Raw genomic sequence first — 20700 nt, 5'->3', positions numbered from 1 at the left:
CCGGCTCTATTATGGCCCGCCTTCGGCGTCAATTCCTGGCTTTGGGCGGCACTACGGGGAAGGGCAGCGGGGCGACCGGCACCCCTTCCTCGATCAGCGAGCGGGCCTCTTCGGGGGCGACGTCGCCGTGGATGCGTTGATGATCCTGTTCGCCATAATGCATGGCGCGGGCCTGATCGGCGAAATCGCGGCCGACCCAGGTGGAATTTTCCAGCGCCTTGCTCTGCGCCTGCGCCAATGTCTCCATCAACGCGCGCATCTTCGCCATGTCCGGTTCGGTTCCCATGGGCACGGGCGCAGCCAGGCTCCGGGTCGGCGGCGATGCGGGGCGGCTGTTGGATTTGGGCGCGACGGCTGGCGCCATGACCGCCTTCGTCACCTGGCTGTCGCCGCAGACAGGGCAGCTCAGCAGGCCCCGTGCGCGCTGATCCTCATAATCGGCGCTGGAGCCGAACCAGGCTTCAAACACATGGCCAGCGCCCGCGCAGCGAAGGTCGAACACGATCATGCGATGTCCACCATGGCGGGCAGAGCGCGCCGATTGGCGATGGCGGGCACACGGGCGCGCACCTCGTCCACGCGGGCAAGGTCGATGTCGACCAGCGCCACGCCATTGTCGCGGCCCATGTCGAGCAGCACATCGCCCCACGGGTCGACGATCAGGCTGTGGCCATAGGTCTGCCGTCCGTCCTGATGGTCGCCGCTCTGCGCGGCGGCGATGACGAAGGCGCCCGCCTCGATCGCGCGGGCGCGCAGCAGCACATGCCAATGGGCCATGCCGGTCGGCACGGTGAAGGCGGCGGGGGCGAGCAGCACGATGGCCCCCGCGTTGGTCAGCGCCCGGTAAAGATCGGGAAAGCGCATGTCGTAACAGACGCTCATGCCCATGCGCGCCCAGGGGGTGTCGACCGCAACGACATGTTCGCCAGGGCCATAGACCGCCGATTCGCGCCAGCTTTCGCCATTGGCGAGGTCGACGTCGAACAGGTGGATCTTGTCATATCGGGCGCGAATCTCGCCGCGATGGTCGATCATCAGGCTGCGATTGGCCCAGCGCCCGTCGCTGCGTTCGTCGCGAAAGGCGAGCGAGCCAAGATGCAGCCACAGGCCATGGCGCGCGGCGGCTTCGCGGGCGGCGGCCAGCACGGGATCGTGCGCCTCGTTCTTCAACGTCGCCGCCGCGCGTTTGCGGTCGCGGTCAAGATAGCCCACCATTTCGGGGGTGAACATGATGTCGGCCCCTTCCGCCTTGGCCCGCGCGGCGGCGTCGACGATCGCGGCGGCGTTGGCGGCCGGGTCGATCCCGCTGCACATCTGGAACAGGGCGGCGCGCATTATGGATCAGAGGCCGAGCAGCGGGTCGAGCCTGCCCGAACGGTTGAGCGCGACCAGATCGTCGCAGCCGCCGACATGATGATTGTCGATGAAAATCTGGGGCACGGTGGCGGCGCCGGGCGCGCGTTCAAGCATTTCCTGCCGCTTTGGGCCGCCCATCGAGATATCATATTCGTCAAAGGCCACGCCCTTGCGCGACAGAAGATCCTTGGCCCGCGCGCAATAGCCGCACCATGATTTGGTATAGATCTCGACCCGCGCCATAATGCTCCAAATGCCTCCTGAAAAACCGAAATTGTGCGCCTGACGCCATTTGTCAATCGCCTGCATCCTCCGGCAACACCCGCGCCCAGCAAAGGAGGTGGACGCTGGCGGCCCCTTTTTGCCGCAGCAGGCGGGCGCAGGCTGCGGCGGTGGCCCCGCTGGTGTGAATGTCGTCGATCAGCAGCACCGCCCGCCCGCGCACATCATGCCCGTCGGCCAGCGCAAAGGCGCCGCTGACGGCGCGCGCCCTTTGCCGGGCGTTCATGCCGCGCAGCGGCGGGGTGCGCCTGATCCGCCGCAGCCCGTCGCGATCCTGCGCCACGCCGGTCAGCCGGGCGAGTTGGCCGCCGATCAGTGCCGACTGGTTGAAGCCGCGCCACCAGAGCCGCCAGCGGTGTAGCGGCACCGGCATGATGAGCATGGCGTCGCGGCCATCAGGGAGCACATGCCGCGCCATATGGCCGGCGATCAGCCGCGCAAGGCCGATGCGCCGCCCATATTTGAGGCGCAGCGCCACCGTCCGCGCGACATCGCCATAGGCCAGCACGGCGCGCGCGCTGTCCCATGGCGGCGGCGCGGCGATGCATGCGCCGCATTCCGCGCCTTCGCCCCTATCATGGTCGAAGGGCGCGCCGCACCGCGCGCAACAGGGCGGCCCGAGAAAACGCATCTTGCCCCAGCAATCGAGGCAGAAGCCATGTTGCTCCTGCACGATCACGCCGCAACCGGGGCAGCGCGGCGGCAGCGCATAATCGAGCGCGAAGCGGCAGGCGGCGCGGGCGGCGGCGGGGAGCGCGACTGGGACCATCGCCCCCCTTGTCCTTCCTCGCGCGCGGTTGCACAAGGCCGCGCATGAGCGCCCCCGTCGTTTTCGATCCCGCCCTGCGCGCGCGCCGCCGTGATCGCGCCGCGCCGGGTTTTGCCGACCATGATTTCCTTTATCGCGCGATGCTGGACGAACTGCTCGACCGGCTGGGCGATGTGCAGCGGAACCTGCCCGATGCGCTGGTCATCGGTTGCCCCGATGATAGCGCGCGCATGGCGCTGAGCGCGATGGGCAAGGCCGTGACCTGTGTCGATCCCGGCGCGGTCAACGCCGCCGCGCGCGGGGGCATTCAGGCGCAGGAGGATGCGCTGCCCTTTGCCGAAGGAAGTTTCGACCTGATCCTGTGCTGCGGCACGCTGGACAGCGTCAACGACCTGCCCGGCGCTCTCATTCAGATGCGGCGGCTGTTGCGGCCCGACGGGCTGATGCTGGCGGCGTTTGCGGGTGCGGGATCGTTGCCCCGCCTCCGCGCCGCGCTGATGGCGGGGGAGGGCGACCGGGCCGGGCAGCATATCCACCCGCAGGTGGATGTGCGGGCGGCGGGCGACCTGCTTTCCCGCGCCGGTTTCGCCATGCCGGTGGCGGACGGCGATACGCTGACCGTGCGTTATTCCAGCCTGTTCGCGCTGATGGATGATCTGCGCGGCATGGGTGCGGGGCAGGCGTTGATGTCGCGCCCGCCGATGCTGACGCGCGCCGTGCTGGCGCGGGCGGCGGCGCATTTCGCCGCCGCTGCCGACCCCGACGGCAAGACGTCCGAGCGGATCGCGGTCATTTATCTGAGCGGCTGGGCGCCCGACCCCAGCCAGGCGAAACCCGCGCGCCGGGGTAGCGCCACGGTGTCGCTGGCGCAGGCGCTGAAATCGAAAGAGTGACGATCAGGCCGCGAGGCGCAGGAAGGGGACCGGCTGGGTCGATTTGAGGACGATGGGGTGGCCTTCGGTCGCTTCGAACAGCTCGCCGTCCAGGATCACGCTGCTGCGGTCGCCCTCGATGCGGATCATGTCGCCCTGTTCGAAATGGACGCCCTGCATCCGCGCCTTGCCCACCCGGCCGGAAAGGCTGGCCCATAGCAAGCGCAAAAGGGCGGGGGCGCTCTGGTCGACGGCGACCAGCTTCATATGGCCGCGCGCGCCATCGCCCGGGCGAGCGCCGAGCAGCAGCTTTTCGAGCGTGGTGACGATCAGCACCGCGAATCGTCCGACCAATTGGCCTTCGCGGATCAGGGAAATGCTGACCGGCCGGGCCGACGGCGGCATGTAACGCCCGCGAATGCCCAGAAGCAGCGACGCCAGCACGGCCAAGGCCGTGAGAAAATGGCTCAGCCCATTGGACAGGCCCAGCGGATAGATGCGGTTGCGGCAGTAAAGCATGTAATCGGCCAGCCCCGCGCCGCCCAGGAACATGCCCAGCACCGGCCGTTCGGCGCGACCATCCGACAGGGCGATCAGTTCGCGGGCGACGACATGGTCCTCCACGCCCGCCTTGGCGATCTCGACGATGCGCTCCAGCGCCTTGATCGGATCGCCATGGATGCCAAGGTCGAGCGCGATCAGGTTGGTCTTGCCATTGGGCAGCACCGCGATGGGCGGCGCGCCGCCCTGAAAATGCTGGCCCTGATAGAGTTCGGTCAGCGCCGCCTGAACCGTGCCGTCGCCGCCATTGATGACGATGACGACCGGATCGACGCGGGCGATGGTTTGCAGCGCCCGGCCGATCTGGTCGACATGTTCGACCTCATAATGGAAAATGTCGGGGTGGTTCGCGCAATAGCTCCGCACGCGCGGCAGGGTTTGCCGGTTGCCCGTCGATTTGGGGTTGGACAGGAGTGCGACGCGAACCATGGCCCCTTACATATATTGGAGTTTGATGGAGATGCGGGTCACGCCCGGCCCGGCATGGAACGCGGCCTTTTCGACCCCCGGTTTGCCGAGGTTGAAGATGTTGATCGACGGATTGTTGGAAAATCCGCCGCCATCCTGGCTGATGTCGGTCTTGCCATTGCCGTTGCGGTCATGCCGCACCGCGATGGCGTAGCGCCCCGGCTGGGGCACCGGCAGACAAAAACGCATGGCGCCGCTTGCCGGGCGGGCGCCGGTTTCGATCCGGTTGATCCATTCGCCCTTCGCCAGCCAGGCCGCTTTGGTCGCCGGATAGGATTGGATACGCACATTGCCCGTGCCGCTGGCGAAACCGCTGACGTCGACCAGCACGGCCGGACCGCGCGCAGATGCGGCGCACCGGCTCATGTCGTTTCCGATCTCCTGCCTCTGGGACAGGGCGGGCGTGGACGCGATGAGCGCCCCGACCGTCAGCAATCCCGATGCAAATTTCAACATGACCTCTCGACTCCTGGTAGCTATAGCCTGCCCGGTGATCCGGACGGCGAGCCCCTGTTCGCCCCGCTGGTTGGATTCGGATATGGGCCGGGTTTGCGGCCAAAAAATGGTGATGGAACGACGACATATTGAAAATGCTGAGCGCCGTTGACCGATATCTGGCCCGACTGATCGCCGTGCCCATGCTGGGCACGCTGGTCATCGCCGCGATGCTGCTGGTTCTGGACAAGATGTTGAGCCTGTTCGATTTCGTCGCTGCCGAAGGCGGACCGGTCAGCGTTGTGTGGCGGATGCTGGCCAATATGCTGCCCGAATATCTGTCGCTGGGCATCCCCATCGGGTTGATGCTGGGCATTTTGCTGGCGTTCCGGAAGCTCGCCTTGTCGTCGGAACTGGACGTGATGCGCGGCGTCGGCCTGTCCTATGGCCGGTTGTTGCGGGTGCCCTATATGTTCGCGATCGCGCTCGCCCTGCTCAATTTCGGCATTGTGGGTTTTGTCCAGCCACTGTCCCGTCACGCCTATGAAGCGTTGCGGTTCGAATTGCGGTCGGGGGCGCTGGGCGCATCGATCAAGGTTGGCGAGTTCACCAGCCTGGGCAAGCGGATGACGCTGCGCATCGAGCGCAGTCGCGACGAGGGCCGCGATCTTCAGGGTATTTTCGTGCGCGCCGCCAACCGCAATGGCCAGACGCTGGCGGTGACGGCGGAACAGGGACGTTTTCTGGCGACGGATGACCCCGACACCATCATCTTTCGCCTCAGGAACGGCGTGCTGGTGAACGACGCGCCGGGCTATGAAAGCCCGCGCATCCTCTCCTTTTCCAGCCATGACCTGCCCATCGACCTGCCGCAGATCGAGAATTTTCGTGGGCGCGACGTCGACCGGGAAAAGACGATTCCCGAACTGGTGCTGCTCAGCCGCTCGCCCGGCACGCCCGACAAGCTGCGCCACGAAGTGCGCGCCAATTTCCATTTCCGCATGGTGGAAGTGGCGATGATGCTGCTCTTGCCGCTTGCGGCGCTGGCCTTCGCCATCCCGCCCAAGCGGTCGACATCGGCGCTGGGCGTGTTCCTGTCGATCATCTTCATCGTCACCTATCACAAGGTGAACCAATATGGCGAAAGCATCGGCGCCCTGGGCAGGATCGACCCGATCATCGCCCTGTGGGGACCTTTCCTGATATTCGGCGGGATCATATTGTGGATGTATCATGTCATCGCCCATCGCCCCGGCGGCCAGCCCATCGGCGCGCTGGAGGTGGTGTTCGCGCGGGTCGGCAAGATGGTCGGCCGGCTGGTGCGCCGGTCCCGCCCTGTGGCCGAAGCGGATAGCTGAAGGATGCGCGCATGATCCCGGTCCAGTGGCAATTCTTCCCCTCGCGCCAGGTCAGCCTCTATATGGCGCGCCTTTTCGTCACTCGCACATTGGCGGTGCTGGCTCTGCTGGTCATCGTGCTCCAGACGCTCGACCTGCTGGGGCAATCGGGCGACATCCTTGCCCATCCGGGCAATGGCGACGCGCAATTATGGCAATATGTGGCGTTGCGCGCGCCTCAGATCGTCGCGCGCTTCCTGCCCTTTTCGGTGTTGCTGGGCACATTGGTGATGCTGGTGGCGCTCAACCAGAACAGCGAGATCATATCGCTCAAGTCCGCGGGGCTTTCCGCGCATCAGATATTGGCGCCGCTGGTCGCCGCCGCCCTGTGCGTCGCGGGGATCAGCTATGCCTTCAACGAACGGATCGTGACGCGCGCGACCGCGACGCTGACGGCCTGGCAAGCCGTGGATTATGGCCCGATCCCGACCGATTCGGGCCTGAAAATCAATGCCTGGGTGCGCGACGGCAATAATCTGGTGTCGGCAGCGTTCGTCGCCGGGCGCGGCAAATCAGTGCAATTGCGCAAGGTCGAGATATTCAACCGCGTCAACAACAGCTTGACGACCATCATCCGCGCGCCGCGCGGCCGATATGACGCCAGCCGGGGCGAATGGCGGCTGGAGGGCGCGCGTCAGTTCGACGTGGCGCGCGGCACGTCGCGCGACCTAGGCACAATCTGGTTCGGCCGCGACATCCGCCCCGACCAGTTCACGCTGGCCAAGGTCGATCCCGACGCATTGACGTTCAGCCAGTTGCGGGCGGCTATCGCCGACCTGCGGGACGCGGGGCGGCCGGTGGCGGAGTTGGAGGCCAATTTGTGGCACAAGCTGTCCGGGCCGCTGTCCGCCCTGCTGATGCCCATTTTGGGGTCGGTCGCGGCCTTTGGCCTCGCGCGTTCGGGGCAGCTCTTCCTGCGCGCGGTAATGGGCATGGCGCTGGGCTTTGCCTATTTCGTCGCCGACAATTTCTCCCTCGCCATGGGCAATCTGGGCGCTTATCCGCCCTTCCTCGCCGCTTGGGCGCCCTTTTTCCTGTTCCTGCTGCTGGGTGAAACGGTGCTGTTCCGCACCGAGGAATGATGCTTGTCGCGGCGCGCCCACGGGCGTAGCAGATCGTCGCCCGATATTCCCGAAAGACTGCCCATGACCATCACCGTCACCCCTGTCGCCAGCAAGGCCGATCGCAAGGCTTTCGTTGAACTGCCCTGGCGCATTTATGCCCATGATCCGGCCTGGGTGCCGCCGCTCAAGGGCGAGGCCTATGACCTGATTACGCCGGGCAAAAATCCCTTTTTCGAACATGCTGAGGCCGCCTATTTCCTGGCGCGGCGCAATGGGCGGGTGGTGGGGCGCGTCGCCGCCCATATCGACCATCTGGCGCTGTCCATGCCGGTGGAGCAGGGCATGGGGCCGGGCGCCGGCAATTTCGGCCTGTTCGAGGCGGAGGACGCGGAGGTCGGCAAGGCGCTGATCGCGACGGCGGAGGATTGGCTGCGCGGACGGGGCATGACGCGCGTACTCGGGCCGATTTCGCTGTCCATCTGGGAAGAACCGGGCCTGCTGATCCAGGGGCATGACCATGCGCCGACGGTGATGATGGGCCATGATCGCCCGGAATATCAGGCGATGATCGAGGGGGCGGGCTATAGGCCCGTCAAGCAGCTCAAGACCTATGAACTCGACATTACGAAGGATTTCCCGCCGCTGATCCAGCGGATCGTGGCGTCGGGTGAAAAGAACGACCGCATCCGCATCCGACAGGTCGACAAGACGAAATTCGATGCCGAAGCCGCGATCATCCTGAACATATTGAACGACGCCTGGGGCAGGAACTGGGGTTTCGTGCCGATCACCGATGCCGAGATCGCCCATACCGGCAAGAAGCTGAAGCCGATCGTGTTCGAAGACCTGATCATGGTCGCGGAACTCGACGGCGAGCCGGTGGCGTTCATGATGACGCTGCCCGACCTCAATGAGGCGATCAAATCCTATAATGGCGCGCTCTTCCCCTTTAACTGGGCGAAGCTGCTGTGGTGGCTGCGCAAGCCGCAATGCCGAACCATGCGCGTGCCGTTGATGGGCGTTGTCCAGCGGTTGCAATCATCGCGCATGGCGAGCCAGCTGGCCTTCATGATGATCGAATATATCCGTCGCAACGCCATCACGCGCTACGGATCGACGCGGGGCGAGCTCGGCTGGGTGCTGGACGATAACCAGGGCATGAACGCGATTGCCGACGCGATCAGAGGCGAGGTCAACAAGGTCTATCAGATTTACGAAAAGCCGCTCTGACGCGGCTTGCGCCAAGTGCGGGCCATATAGGGTGGCCCGCTTGGCTTCATGATCGTTGGAATGATGGTGCGGGCGGTCGGAATCGAACCGACACTCCTTTCGGAACCGGATTTTGAGTCCGGCGCGTCTACCAGTTTCACCACGCCCGCACGGCCGGTTGGCGCTCGCGAAAAGCGGCCAAGGATTGACGTCGCGACGCTATAGGTGCGGCGGAAACAGATTGCCAGTCTTAATTGCGGGGCGTTCGACAAGCCGCGCGGCAGGCGATCGCGCGGGATGGCATGCCCCAGAACAGCTTCGGCGGGCGGCCCTGGACTGGGCGCCCGCCGACACGATTTCATGGGCTGGAGGCTTCAGGCCCCGGCGGGCGCAGCGTCGCCAAAAGGCCCCTTGCGCTTCCCGACCTTGGGGATGGAGGAACCGGCGGCGGGTGTGAAGGGCCGCTTATCATCCTTGTCCGGGCGGGCAATGTCCTCGCCCGCGATCAGCTTGCGAATATCCTCGCCCGACAATGTTTCATATTCGAGCAGCGCCTGCGCGATGAGGTGCAACTGGTCGACATGATCGGACAGGATTTGGCGGGCGCGGGCGAGGCCGCGTTCGACGAACGCCCTCACTTCGCTGTCGATCAGACGCGCGGTTTCATCCGACATAGGCTTGGAACGCTGCACCGAATAGCCGGTGAAGCTGTCCTCGCTTTCGGAGAAATCGAGCGGCCCGAGCTTGTCGGACAGGCCCCATTTGGTGACCATGGCGCGGGCGAGGCGGGTCGCCTGCATGATGTCGTTGGACGCGCCCGAACTGACCTTGTCATAACCGAAGATCATTTCCTCGGCGACGCGGCCGCCAAAGGCCACGGCGATGTCGGCGTGCATCTTGTCGCGATGATAGCTGTAGGTGTCGCGTTCGGGCAACGGCTGCACCATGCCCAGCGCAAAGCCGCGCGGGATGATCGTCGCCTTGTGGATCGGATCGGCCGTGGGTTCATGGGCGAAGACCAGGGCATGGCCCGCCTCATGATAGGCGGTCATTTTCTTTTCGTCCTCGGTCATCACCATGGAGCGGCGTTCCGCACCCATCAGCACCTTGTCGCGGGCGTCGTCGAACTCCTGCGCGGCGACGAGCCGCTTGCCGCGCCGGGCGGCCAGCAGCGCCGCTTCGTTGACGAGGTTGGCAAGGTCGGCGCCCGAAAAGCCCGGCGTGCCGCGCGCGATGGTGCGCGGATTGACGTCGGGGGCCAGCGGCACCTTCTTCATATGGACGGCGAGGATTTTCTCGCGCCCTTCGATGTCGGGGCGCGGCACCTGAACCTGCCGGTCGAAACGGCCGGGGCGCAGCAGTGCGGGGTCAAGCACGTCGGGGCGGTTGGTCGCTGCGACGATGATGATGCCTTCATTGGATTCAAAGCCATCCATTTCGACCAGAAGCTGGTTCAGCGTCTGTTCGCGCTCGTCATTGCCATTGCCCAGGCCCGCGCCGCGATGACGGCCGACGGCGTCGATTTCGTCGATGAAGACGATGCAGGGCGCATTCTTCTTGGCCTGTTCGAACATGTCGCGCACGCGGCTGGCGCCGACGCCGACGAACATTTCTACAAAGTCGGAACCTGAAATGGTGAAGAAGGGCACGCCCGCTTCCCCGGCGATGGCGCGGGCGAGCAGCGTCTTGCCGGTGCCGGGCGCGCCGACCAGCAACGCGCCCTTGGGGATTTTGCCGCCCAGGCGCGCGAACTTGCTGGGATCTTTCAGGAATTCGACGATTTCCTGCAATTCCTCACGCGCCTCGTCGATGCCCGCGACATCGTCGAAGGTGACCTTGCCATGTTTTTCGGTCAGCAGCTTCGCCTTGGACTTGCCAAAGCCCATCGCGCCGCCCGCGCCGCCGCCCTTCTGCATCTGGCGCAGCACGAAGAAGGCGATGCCCAGGATCAGCAGGAAGGGCAGCGACTGATAGAGCAGGATCTGCCAGAAGCTCGGCTGTTCTTCCGGCTGGCCGGAATATTTGACATTATTGTCGTCGAGCAGGGTGGCGAGGCCTGGGTCGTTGACCGGGACGGTGGTGAATTTCTGGCCATTGGCGAGAATGCCGGTGATGCGGTCGGTGGCGACGGCCACTTCCTTCACCTGGCCTTCGGCCACCTTGGCGCGAAATTCGGAATAGGCGATGCCGGTCCCGCCAGCCGCTGCGCCGCGGTTGTCGATCAATTGCACGAACAGAAGCAGGGCGACGATGACGCCCGCCCAGATCATGGCGCTTTTTATCCAGGGGTTGGCCTGGGGTTCCTTGTCGTCGTTCATGGCACTCTCTTTCAACCCACAAGATAGGCGAGAACCGCCAAAGCGCAAGCGGCGCGGACCATTCGCATTCAGCCCGTCGCCATGGCCAGCGCAATGGTGGCGAGGATCAGCGATGTCCCCGCGCACAGGCCGCACAGCATATAGCCAAGATAGAGCAGCACCGGCGGATGCGGGCGCGCCAGCCGGTGATTGCGGGTCAGCACCGACAACACGATCGAGATCGCAAAGCCACAGGTCACAGCCGCAAATTCGAACATGCCGGTCTTTCCATGAGGGATGTTGGACCGGATGCTAACCGATTCATGGTTAACGCCCAGTCACCGGGGCTGGGGAACAAGGTCAGGCGGTCGGCACATGCGGCGCGTCGTCGCCTTTAATCAGGTCCGTCGGGCCGGGGCGGGCGACAAAGTCCAGCCATGCTGGTCGCCCGCGAGCAGCCAGTCCCCGATGCTGCCCCTGCCGCCCGCCAGCGCCGAAGCGATCAGGCGATCGACGGTGTCGCCCCGGGGCGGGGCGGCGGACGGGTCGGCACGATGCAGCATGTGCAGCAGCAGCCGCCGCAGCAGTTCGCGCGGCAGGTCGGTGCGGTCGAGCCGGATGGCGTCGCCTTGCCCGCTGACGTGGCGCGCGGCAAGATCGGCGACGACCCAGTCGAGCGCTGCTTCGCATTCGGAAAGCGCGGCGGCGGAGCGGGCTGCGGCGCGCGGATCGAGCCAGTCCGCCTGCGCCAGCCGGGCGCGCAACGCCGCCCGGTCGAACCGGGGGTCAGCATTGCCGGGATCGGTGGCGAAGGGCATCGCGCGCACCACCACATAGTCCAGCAGGTCGCCCTTGCGACAGTCGAGCAGCGGGCGGATGATGGCGCCGTTGCGCGGCCGGATGCCCGCCAGCCCGGAAAGCCCCGCGCCCCGGTTCAGTCGCATCAACATGGTTTCGATCTGGTCGTCGGCATGATGGGCGGTCAGCAGCCAGTCGACGCCATGGCGGATGCGCCAGTCGTTCAGCGCGGCATAGCGCGCCGACCGTGCCCAGTTCTGGATGTTTCCATCGGGCGGCGACGCGGGATGCAGCGTTTCATGCGACACGCCCTGCGTCGCGCACCAGCGGGCGACCATCGCTGCTTCACCGGCGCTTTCTGCGCGCAGGCCATGGTCGACCGTCGCCGCCATCACCCGGCCGGGGAAAGCGCGCGCTGCCAGATCGAGCAGGGCCATGCTGTCGGGGCCGCCCGAAACGGCGATGCCCAGGCGCATGGCGGGATCATCGCCGACCATACGCGCCATGGCGGCGCGGAAGGCGGGATCGACCCCGGCGGGATCGCTCACCGGATCAACTGCACTTGGCGCGCACGCGGCCCTTTTCCATCATGCCGCGCAGGGTGGACGACAGACCCTCGCCATAGACCTGCTCAAGTTCCGCATAGACCTTGCAGGCGTCGGCGGGCTTTTTCAACTGGATCAGCGCTTCGCCCAGATAGGTCAGGCTGTCGGCGGCGCGATCGCCGCGCGGGCGCTTCTGGTAATTTTCGTAGAATGCGACGGAGGCCAGCGCGGGCTTGCCATCGTCGAGATAGGCGCGGCCGAGCAGATTATTGGCGCGGCTGGCGACAGAGCTGTCGCCATATTTGTCGACCGTCGCCTTCAACTGGGCCTGGGCCTCGGGATAGAATTTCGCATCCCACAGGCGAAAGCCATAAGTATAGGCGTCGGCAGCAGCGTCGCCGGTATCGGGGCGTTCGATGGCGGCGACGGCGGTCTTGCGCGCGTCGGAGGGCGCGGCGGCGGCGGGCGTCGGGACTGGCGCTGGCTTGGCTGGCGCCGGCTTGGCGGCGGCGGGCTTTGCCGGGGCCGGGGCTGGCGTCGGCGCTGGGGTGAAGGGCGCGGGCGTCGCCGCCGGGGCGGGCGGGGGATCGGCCGCCAGCAGGCGCGGTTCGATCTCCGCCTTGTAGCGGTTGAAGCCTTCCTCAAGCTGTTTGAGTTTGTAGGCGTTTTCCTCGGTCGCGCCGGTCAGCGCGGCCAGTTGCGATTCCAGCGCGGTGACCCGCGCCATCAGGTCGGAAACGGGCGTCGATGCGGGTGTGCCAGATGAAGGCGCAGGCGTCGCGGGGCGGGTGATTTCCGCCTCGATCGGCGCGCCCGCCGGAAAAACCTTGCGCTGCACCGCGCGCATTTCCCTCTCCAGCCGGTCGACCCGGACATCCACCGTCTGGGCCAGAACCGGAGCCGAGAGGGCGAGTATCGCGGCCGACGTGGTCAGCTTGCAAGATAGCGCGAGCGAAGGGTAACGCATGGTAGATCCCCGACTATATGTGTCTGGCCTTTAACCATAGGCGCTAAATCGCCGCGGTAAAGCGGTCGATTTGGTTCAATTGCCCGGCGACGCCAATCCGCCCTCCGGCGCGGCGGGCGCCGGGGCCGGTGTCGTTGCTGGCGGCGTGGTGGGTGCGGCGGCCGGGGTCGATGCCGGGGCGGTGGATTCTGAAGGCTCCTGCGCAACCGTTCGCGGGCGGCTGGGTGCGGGTGTCCGACGAACGGGCGCGGGCGTCACGGCCGGGGGCGTCGCCTGCGCAGGCGCTTGGGCGGCGCGCGCCAGCAATGCGGCGGCGCTGACGGGGACGTCGGAAATGCTTCGGTCGGGCGGGCCGAGCGGCGGCACGGCGACGCCGCCGACAGTCACGGCCAGCGCCTGCGGCCGCCCGGTCAGAATCATCGGGTTGCTGGCGTTGGCGGGAATGGTGAAGGTATCGCCCGCCTTCATCGTTCCTTCCTTCAGCCGCTCGCCCGCATCGTCATAAATGCGCAGCCATACGTCCTGACTGGCGGTCAGCACTACCGGACCCGCTGTAGCAGGAGCAGGGGCGGAGGCGGCCGTCCGCTGCGCCGGCGCGTTCGGCTCAACGCCGATGTCCTGCGCTGCTTCCTGCGCCGTCGGTGCGGTGAACATCTGCGTCCGCCAGATGCCGAAACCGGCCGCCACGATCAGCGCGACGATGGCCGCCGTCCAGGCGAGCAAGCGCGTGGGCACGCGCGCCGGATCGGCCGGTTCGAACATTTCATAGCGATTGGCGCCCATGTCGGACGCATGCACGGCCTGACGCACCTTGGCGGCGATCGCCACTTCGTCGGCCCCGACGGCGCGGGCATAGGCGCGGGCGAAGCCGATGGCGTAGGGGATGCCGGGCAGGGCGGAAAAATCATCCGCCTCGATCGCTTCCAGTTGACGCTGGGCGACGCGTGTGCTGGCCGCCACCTCCGCCAGGCTCATGCCCTTTGCTTCGCGGGCGCGGCGCAGGGTCGCGCCGGGGCTGTCCATATCCAACGATCCTTGCATGGCGGCAGGGATGCCGCCTTCGATGGGGGTTTCGTCTGTCATGCTGCTCCGCGACTTTTCAGGCGCCGCCTTCTCTCATCCTGTGCGCCGCATTGTCAACGCCGCTCGGGGGAATGTCGCGGTCAGTTTATCTCTATTTCGCGCAGCTTTGCCCATGAAGTCAGGCGGGCGCGAATATCGGTGGCGCCATCGGCCAGCCATTGGCGCAAATCCTGCTGCAGCGCGGCGGCGTCGATCGAGCGGATCATCGCCTTGACCGGTCCGACCGACGCCGGGGTGATCGACAGGCGACGGATGCCAAGCCCGATGAGCGCCATCGCCTCCAGCGTGCGCCCGCCCATTTCGCCGCAGACGCCCACGGGCACATTGTGCGCGTCGCAGGCCAGGACGACCCGGTTGATGAAGCGCAATATGGCGATCGACAGCCAGTCATAGCGTTCGGCGAGCTTGGGATGCGCGCGATCGGCGGCGAACAGGAACTGGGTCAGGTCGTTGGTGCCGATCGACAGGAAATCGAGCTTCGGCAAGAGGATATCGAGCACTTCGGCAAGGGCCGGCACTTCCAGCATCGCGCCATAGCGGACCGCGACCGGCAGCTTTTTCTTGTGCGTGGCCAGCCAGGCGCGCTGATGTTCGACCAGCGCCCTCGCCGCGTCAAATTCCCACGGCTCGGAAATCATCGGGAACATGACGTGCAGCACCTTGCCCGCCGCCGCTTCCAGCAGGGCGCGGGCCTGCACCTTCATCAGGCCGTCGCGTTCCAGCGCCAGCCGCAGCGCCCGCCAGCCCATGGCGGGATTGTCTTCCTGCTCGTCATCCTCGCGCTGCATATAGGGCAGCGCCTTGTCGCCGCCGATGTCGACGGTGCGGAAGATGACGGGGCGGTCGCCCGCCGCATCAAGCACGTCCTTATAGAGACGCTGCTGCTTTTCGCGCTGGGGCAGGGTGGCCGACACCAGGAACTGGAATTCGGTGCGAAACAGGCCGATGCCGTCTGCGCCAACGACGTCCAGCGCCTGCGCATCCTCGCGCAGGCCAGCGTTCACCATCAGCGCGACTCGCTGGCCATCGGTGGTCACCGACGGCAGGTCGCGCATGGCGGCGAACTCCGCCCGGCGTTTCTGGGTGACGTGCAGCTTGCTCTCGAAAGCCTCGTCCATGTCGGCGGACGGGCGAATGATGAGCGTATTGGCGGCGACGTCCATCAGGATGAGGTCGCCTTCGTTCACCCGGTGGCGAATGTCGCGCACGCGGCCCAGCACCGGCACGCCCATGGCGCGCGCAACGATGGTGACATGCGCGGTCAGCGATCCTTCCTCCAGGATCACGCCCTTCAAGCGCCGCCGATCATATTCCAGCAGTTCGGCGGGGCCAAGATTGCGCGCGATGAGGATCGCGTCCTGCCGCAGGCCCAGTTGCGCCGCCGTGCCCAGTTGCCCCGACACGATGCGCAGCAGCCGGTTGGCCAGATCCTCCAGATCGTGCATCCGGTCCTGCAACAGCGGGTCGTCGATCTGGCGCATCCGCATTCTGGTGTGCTGCTGCACGCGCTCGATCGCCGCCTCGGCGGTCAGGCCGCTGTCGATCGCCTCGTTGATGCGGCGGCTCCAGCCCTCGTCATAGGCGAACATCTTGTAGGTCTGGAGAACCTCCTGATGCTCGCCCTCGGTGCCGAATTCGGCCTGGCCGGTCATCCTGTCGATCTGTTCGCGCATCCGCGCAAAGGCGGTCAGGACGCGCTGGCGTTCGGCCTCGGTATCTTCCGCCACCGTATGTTCGATGTGGATGCGCGGCTGGTGAAAAACGGCGTGACCGCGCGCCATGCCGAGCACCAGTTGCAGGCCGGTCATCACATTGGCGCCGGTATCCTGCACCCGCGTGTCGAGCGGACCGTCATCGGCCAGTTCGGCGTTGGCGATCAGTTCGGACAGCACCATCGCCACCGTCTGGAGCGCCTCGATCTCCACATCTTCATATTTGCGCGGCTCGACATGCTGGACGCACAGCACGCCGATCGCCCGTTCGCGCCGCACGATCGGCACCCCGGCGAAACTGTGGAAACGGTCTTCGCCGGTTTCAGGACGATAGGAAAAGTCGGGGTGGCTGGCCGCCTCGTCCAGGTTCAGCGCCTCGACATTGGTGGCGATCAGGCCGACCAGCCCTTCGCCCATGGCCATGCGGGTGACATGCACCGCCTCCTGGCTGAGGCCGCGCGTGGCGAACAGTTCCAGCACCCCTTCGCGCACCAGATAGATGGAGCAGACCTCGCTCGACAGCGATTGCCCGATGATCTCCACCACCTTGTTCAGCTTGGCCTGCGCGCCGGTGCGCGCCGCCATCACTTCCTGCAGGCGGATCAAAATCTGGCGGGCGGCGGTGACGGGCGAACTGGGCATGATAATGGGCTATCAGATCATTTCGCCGCTTGCCATGCGCTTTCGTTTTGCAGAGCGGCAAGTCAGGCTTTGCGGCAAAGCGCAAAAGCAGGCCAATATCGCGTAACTGGCCTGCTTTGCGGCTGCGGAAAAACATGGTTGCTTCGTTGCTGGACTGTGAAACCCTAGGACTCGCGAGAGCGGAGGATGAGTTTATGACCCAGGCGTTGTCGAAGGAATGCGAACAGGATCTGATGGACCGGGGCTATTCCCGTCGCCAGATCGGCAAGGTGGCCGCCATGCTGGGCGCGGGCGTCGCCCTGGCGCGCTTTTCGGAAGCGACCGCGCAACAGGCGGCCAAGGCCGTGGAGGGCGCGGTGCGCATCGGCGCCAATGAATGCTGGACCGGCCCGTTCCCCGTCGCCGCCGAAGCCGCCATGAAGCGCGTGACCGAGGGCAACTGGTATGAGCCGACCAATGAGCATGCGACGCTGCTGAACGCCGTCGCCAGCGTGGAAGGCGTGCCGGTCGACCGCATTCTGGCCTGGCCCGGGTCCAGCGATCCGCTGAGCCGCGTGCCCGTCACCTTCGCGTCGCCCACGCGCGGCATCGTGACCGCCGATCCCACCTATGAAGCGATCTGGCGCACCGGCGCCTGGATCGGCGCCAAGGTGACGAAGGCGCCGCTGAAGCCCGATTTCAGCCATGACGTGAAGGCGATGCTGGCGGCCGACCCCAATGCGGGCGTCTATTATGTCTGTTCGCCCAACAACCCGACCGGCACGATGACGCCGCTGGCCGACATTCAGTGGCTGGCCGACAACAAGCCCAAGGACGCGATCCTGCTGGTCGATGAAGCCTATATCCACTGGTATGACGGCCCGAACGCGGCGTCGCTGGCCGCCGCGCGCGACGATGTGATCGTGTTGCGCACCTTCTCCAAGCTGTTCGGCATGGCCGGCATGCGCCTCGGCCTCACCATCGCCAGCCCGGCGCTCACTGACAAGATGATGCGCTATGACGGCGGTCAGGTGACCGGCATGTTGCCGATGACGGCTGTCGCCTGCGGCATGGTGTCTGTGACGCAGGCCGACCTGATCAGGGCGCGCCGCGCGGAAATGACCGCCAACCGCAACGAAACCGTTGACTGGCTGAACAAGAAGGGCGTCAAGGCGTTGCCTGGCAGCCACGCCAACATGTTCATGGTCGATTGGGGCAAGCCCGCCAAGGACATGCAGGCCGCGATCATGGCGGAGAATGTGCAGATCGGCCGCAGCTGGCCGATCTGGCCCAATGTCTCGCGCGTGACCGTGGGGTCGGCGACCGATATGGTCGCCTTCCGCAACGCGGTGGCGAAGGTGCTGAAGCTCTGACCGGCCTTCTCGTCCAAAATTTTAACATTCTGGGCGGCGGCGCATTGTGGAAATGCGCCGCCGCTTCGTCTTTGGGGAATGAAAACATCCAAAGCTGATGCTGAAGGGACGGACGACATGACCATGATGCTGGAACTGGAAAAGGACGCCAAGGAAGACCTGATGGAGCGCGGCTATTCGCGGCGCCAGTTGGGCCGGGTCGCCGCGCTGATCGGCGCGGGCGCCGCCGCGCACCAGATGCTGCTCGCGCCCGCCTTCGCCCAGCAGCAGGCTGGCCGCGGCATCAAGGGCGCCGTGCGCATCGGCGCCAACGAATGCTGGACCGGCCCCTTCCCGTCGGGCATCGGCGCGATCGCCGAAGCCGGCACCTTCGGCAACTGGTATGATCCCGACAATTATCGCGGCGAACTGGTCAAGACCGTCGCCGCTGTCGAGGGCATTCCCGAATCGCACGTCATGGTGTGGCCCGGCTCGGGCGGCCCGCTGGTCAGCTCGGTCGCGGCTTTCTGCTCGCCGACCAAGGGCCTGGTGACCGCCGACCCGACGTTCGAATCGGCCTGGCGCACCGCCGATTTCATCAAGGCCCCCATCGCCAAGGCTCCGCAGGCCATTGGCAAGGGCCATGACGTGAAGGCGATGCTGGCCGCCAACCCCAATGCCGGGCTCTATTATATCTGCACGCCCAACAACCCGACCGGCACGATCACCCCGCTGGCCGACATCCAGTGGCTGCTCGACAACAAGCCGGCCGACGCCATGCTGCTGGTCGACGAAGCCTATATCCACTTCTCGGAAGCGCCCAGCGCCGCCAGCCTGATCGGCGCCCGCAAGGACATTATCGTCATGCGGACCTTCTCCAAGCTGTTTGGCATGGCCGGTATTCGCCTGGGTCTGACCTTCGCCGATCCCGAAGTGCACAAGCGCCTCAATCTGTTCGGCCCCACCGCGGGCGGCCTGTCGATCACCGCCATGGCCTGTGGCAATGCGGTTTACACCGAAGCCGACCTGATCAAGGCGCGTCGCGCCGAAATGACCGCCAACCGGGAGGAAACCATCGCTTGGCTGACGAGCAAAGGCATTGAGGTGCAGCCGGGCAGCCATGCCAACATGTTCATGGTCAACTGGAAGAAGCCCGCCAAGGAAGTGCAGGCCGCGATGCTGACGACGCCCGAAAAGGTGCAGATCGGCCGCAACTGGCCGATCTGGCCCAATGTTTCGCGCGTGACCGTGGGTTCGGCCGCCGACATGGCCAAGTTCCGGTCCGCCGTCGCAACCGTGATGAAGGTCTGACGCGCGCACTTCCTGGATAATATGTCAGCTAAGGGCGTCCGGCGCGAACCGGGCGCCCTTTTCGCGTCGACCGGCCCTTTTCTGTCCCGCTCGACTGGCTTAACCCGACGCCCATGACCAATTTCGCCATTTCCGCCCGCGATGTCCGCGACGCCGCCGACCTGCTGCGCGGCGTCGCCGTGCGCACGCCTCTGCTCGAAAATGCGGCGCTCAATGCGCGTATGGGCCGGCGCGTGCTCATCAAGTTCGAAGGGGCGCAACATGGCGGCGCGTTCAAGTTTCGCGGCGCCTATAACCGGCTTGCCCGGATCGCGCCGGAACGGCGGGCGGCGGGGGTGGTCGCCTGGTCATCGGGCAATCATGCGCTGGGCGTGGCGAATGCGGCGCGGATGTTGGACATGCCCGCCACCATCGTGATGCCCGCCGATGCGCCCGAGATCAAGGTGGCGGGCACGCGCGCGCTGGGCGCGGAAATCCTGTTCTATGACCGCTTTACGGAGAGCCGCGAGGCGATCGCGACCGCGCTGGCGACGGAGCGCGGGGCGACGCTCGTGCCGTCCTTTGACGATCCGCTGGTGATGGCGGGGCAGGGGACGGTGGGCCTGGAGATCATGGAGCAGGCGGCGGAAGCCGGGGCGGCTCTGTTCGCCATCCTCGTCTGTTGCGGCGGAGGCGGCCTGATCGCCGGGGTTGCGACGGCGGTGTGTGAAGCGATGCCCGATGTGGCGATCTACGCCGTGGAACCCGCAGGTTTTGACGATACCGCCCGGTCGCTGGCGAGCGGGCGGCGCGAGGCGGTTACGCCCGACGCGCGCAGCATCTGCGACGCCTTGCTGGCGCCGATGCCGGGGGAACTGACTTTTCCCATCAATCACGCCCTGCTGACGGGCGGGCTGGCCGTCACCGACGCACAGGTGCGCGCGGCCATGCGCTATGCGTTCGAGACGTTGAAGCTGGTGGTGGAGCCGGGCGGCGCGGTGGCGCTGGCGGCGCTGCTCCAAGACCTTGCCCCGCGCTCGGATGCGCCCATCGCCATCGTCCTGTCGGGGGCGAATGTTGATGCCGCGCCCTATGCGGCGATCCTGCAAGGGACGGATTGACCGCAGGCCGCGCATGAAAAGACGCGGCCGGGCCTTGCAACAAATGATATACTATATCATATGCGCCGCGCGATTGGATGTTGAAGGCTCGGTATGGATATGCGTTTGTTGAAGAACCGTCTGGACGACGGGCTGGATGGTTTAGCGGTCTGCGCATCCTTTGCCTGCATGGTCCATTGTCTGCTCCTGCCGGTATTGCTTGGGCTGCTGCCTGCGCTGACCGCGAGGATTGATCCAGGCCCGCATTTCCATGCCATCGTGCTGGCGCTGGCGGCGCCGACCAGCGCCTTTGCCCTGTTGTCGGGATGGCGTCGGCATGGTCGGCCTGTGCCGTTGGCGGCGGGCGTGCTGGGCCTGTCGTGCATGGCGGCTGGGCTGGCGCTGGGTGAGGAGGGGCTGGCTGAAACGGCGGCGACGTTGGCGGGTGGCCTGATGCTGGCGGCCGCGCATCTGGGCAACTGGCGCTATCGGCGGCGGGCCTGCCCGGCTTCGGCGCGCTGA

General features: G+C 66.0%; 20 protein-coding genes and 1 tRNA gene. 8 read left to right on the top strand and 13 right to left on the bottom strand.

The genetic code is table 11. The annotated features are described in order from the left end of the window. Positions 1–28: 28 nt before the first annotated feature. Genes GGR44_RS06705 through GGR44_RS06690 form a run of 4 tightly spaced genes read right to left on the bottom strand, consistent with a single transcriptional unit; the run spans position 29 to position 2407 of the window. Positions 29–508: a DUF1178 family protein gene (locus tag GGR44_RS06705; protein ID WP_183954737.1), complete on the bottom strand. Its 480-nt coding sequence runs from the start codon at positions 506–508 to the stop codon at positions 29–31. Further along, entirely contained in the window at positions 505–1335 is an 831-nt protein-coding gene (locus GGR44_RS06700) for a carbon-nitrogen hydrolase family protein (protein WP_183954735.1), read from the bottom strand. The genes GGR44_RS06705 and GGR44_RS06700 overlap by 4 nt, the downstream gene beginning before the upstream one ends. A gap of 6 nt (positions 1336–1341) precedes the next feature. Continuing rightward, complete coding sequence (gene grxC / locus GGR44_RS06695) at positions 1342–1599, bottom strand: glutaredoxin 3 (RefSeq protein WP_183954733.1); 258 nt, start codon at positions 1597–1599, stop codon at positions 1342–1344. A gap of 52 nt (positions 1600–1651) precedes the next feature. Beyond that, positions 1652–2407: a ComF family protein gene (locus tag GGR44_RS06690; protein WP_183954731.1), complete on the bottom strand. Its 756-nt coding sequence runs from the start codon at positions 2405–2407 to the stop codon at positions 1652–1654. A 44-nt stretch (positions 2408–2451) separates the two neighbouring features. On the opposite strand from GGR44_RS06690, the gene GGR44_RS06685 reads away from it, so the two are divergent. Continuing rightward, positions 2452–3300 carry a class I SAM-dependent methyltransferase gene (locus GGR44_RS06685; RefSeq protein ID WP_183954729.1) on the top strand — a complete coding sequence of 283 codons (849 nt, stop codon included), beginning with the start codon at positions 2452–2454 and terminating at the stop codon, positions 3298–3300. A 3-nt stretch (positions 3301–3303) separates the two neighbouring features. On the opposite strand, the gene GGR44_RS06680 is transcribed toward GGR44_RS06685, so the two are convergent. After that, positions 3304–4269, bottom strand: coding sequence for a diacylglycerol/lipid kinase family protein (locus GGR44_RS06680; RefSeq protein ID WP_183954727.1), 966 nt, complete (start codon positions 4267–4269; stop codon positions 3304–3306). A gap of 6 nt (positions 4270–4275) precedes the next feature. After that, positions 4276–4764 carry a DUF2141 domain-containing protein gene (locus tag GGR44_RS06675; protein WP_183954725.1) on the bottom strand — a complete coding sequence of 163 codons (489 nt, stop codon included), beginning with the start codon at positions 4762–4764 and terminating at the stop codon, positions 4276–4278. A 134-nt stretch (positions 4765–4898) separates the two neighbouring features. On the opposite strand from GGR44_RS06675, the gene lptF reads away from it, so the two are divergent. The 3 genes from lptF (at position 4899) to GGR44_RS06660 (ending at position 8434) form a co-directional block, all read left to right on the top strand. Further along, the gene (lptF, locus tag GGR44_RS06670; protein ID WP_183954875.1) at positions 4899–6101 is read left to right on the top strand and encodes an LPS export ABC transporter permease LptF; all 1203 of its coding nucleotides are present in this window, start codon (positions 4899–4901) and stop codon (positions 6099–6101) included. An 11-nt stretch (positions 6102–6112) separates the two neighbouring features. Further along, positions 6113–7222, top strand: a complete 1110-nt coding sequence (gene lptG, locus GGR44_RS06665; RefSeq protein ID WP_246344333.1) for an LPS export ABC transporter permease LptG — start codon at positions 6113–6115, stop codon at positions 7220–7222. A 63-nt stretch (positions 7223–7285) separates the two neighbouring features. Beyond that, a complete protein-coding gene (locus GGR44_RS06660) occupies positions 7286–8434 on the top strand; it encodes a GNAT family protein (RefSeq protein WP_183954723.1) in 1149 nt (382 codons plus the stop codon). Positions 8435–8498: 64 nt separating this feature from the next. Here GGR44_RS06660 and GGR44_RS06655 read toward each other — a convergent pair. The 7 genes from GGR44_RS06655 to ptsP all read right to left on the bottom strand — a co-directional run bounded on the left by GGR44_RS06655 (position 8499) and on the right by ptsP (position 16457). After that, a tRNA-Leu gene (locus GGR44_RS06655) sits at positions 8499–8583 on the bottom strand. A 204-nt stretch (positions 8584–8787) separates the two neighbouring features. Beyond that, positions 8788–10731 carry an ATP-dependent zinc metalloprotease FtsH gene (ftsH, locus tag GGR44_RS06650; RefSeq protein WP_183954721.1) on the bottom strand — a complete coding sequence of 648 codons (1944 nt, stop codon included), beginning with the start codon at positions 10729–10731 and terminating at the stop codon, positions 8788–8790. A gap of 68 nt (positions 10732–10799) precedes the next feature. Continuing rightward, complete coding sequence (locus tag GGR44_RS06645) at positions 10800–10988, bottom strand: hypothetical protein (protein WP_183954719.1); 189 nt, start codon at positions 10986–10988, stop codon at positions 10800–10802. A gap of 120 nt (positions 10989–11108) precedes the next feature. Next, positions 11109–12014 (bottom strand): tRNA lysidine(34) synthetase TilS, encoded by a 906-nt coding sequence (gene tilS, locus GGR44_RS06640; protein ID WP_183954873.1) that lies wholly within the window; start codon positions 12012–12014, stop codon positions 11109–11111. A gap of 46 nt (positions 12015–12060) precedes the next feature. Next, complete coding sequence (locus tag GGR44_RS06635; RefSeq protein WP_183954717.1) at positions 12061–13020, bottom strand: tetratricopeptide repeat protein; 960 nt, start codon at positions 13018–13020, stop codon at positions 12061–12063. Positions 13021–13095: 75 nt separating this feature from the next. Further along, the gene (locus tag GGR44_RS06630) at positions 13096–14103 is read right to left on the bottom strand and encodes a helix-turn-helix domain-containing protein (RefSeq protein ID WP_183954716.1); all 1008 of its coding nucleotides are present in this window, start codon (positions 14101–14103) and stop codon (positions 13096–13098) included. Between the two features lie 80 nt (positions 14104–14183). Continuing rightward, complete coding sequence (gene ptsP / locus GGR44_RS06625) at positions 14184–16457, bottom strand: phosphoenolpyruvate--protein phosphotransferase (RefSeq protein WP_183954714.1); 2274 nt, start codon at positions 16455–16457, stop codon at positions 14184–14186. Between the two features lie 194 nt (positions 16458–16651). On the opposite strand from ptsP, the gene GGR44_RS06620 reads away from it, so the two are divergent. The 4 genes from GGR44_RS06620 to GGR44_RS06605 all read left to right on the top strand — a co-directional run bounded on the left by GGR44_RS06620 (position 16652) and on the right by GGR44_RS06605 (position 20700). Further along, the gene (locus GGR44_RS06620) at positions 16652–17809 is read left to right on the top strand and encodes a pyridoxal phosphate-dependent aminotransferase (protein WP_183954712.1); all 1158 of its coding nucleotides are present in this window, start codon (positions 16652–16654) and stop codon (positions 17807–17809) included. 117 nt (positions 17810–17926) lie between these two features. Then, a complete protein-coding gene (locus GGR44_RS06615) occupies positions 17927–19099 on the top strand; it encodes a pyridoxal phosphate-dependent aminotransferase (protein ID WP_183954710.1) in 1173 nt (390 codons plus the stop codon). 113 nt (positions 19100–19212) lie between these two features. Continuing rightward, positions 19213–20199, top strand: coding sequence for a threonine ammonia-lyase (locus GGR44_RS06610; RefSeq protein ID WP_183954708.1), 987 nt, complete (start codon positions 19213–19215; stop codon positions 20197–20199). Between the two features lie 99 nt (positions 20200–20298). Continuing rightward, positions 20299–20700, top strand: a complete 402-nt coding sequence (locus GGR44_RS06605; protein WP_246344332.1) for a MerC domain-containing protein — start codon at positions 20299–20301, stop codon at positions 20698–20700.

Source organism: Sphingobium fontiphilum, assembly GCF_014196635.1.
Classification (GTDB): domain Bacteria; phylum Pseudomonadota; class Alphaproteobacteria; order Sphingomonadales; family Sphingomonadaceae; genus Sphingobium; species Sphingobium fontiphilum.
The sequence above is the reverse complement of the archived record's forward strand: the minus strand, read 5'-3'. Positions and strand labels throughout refer to the sequence as shown.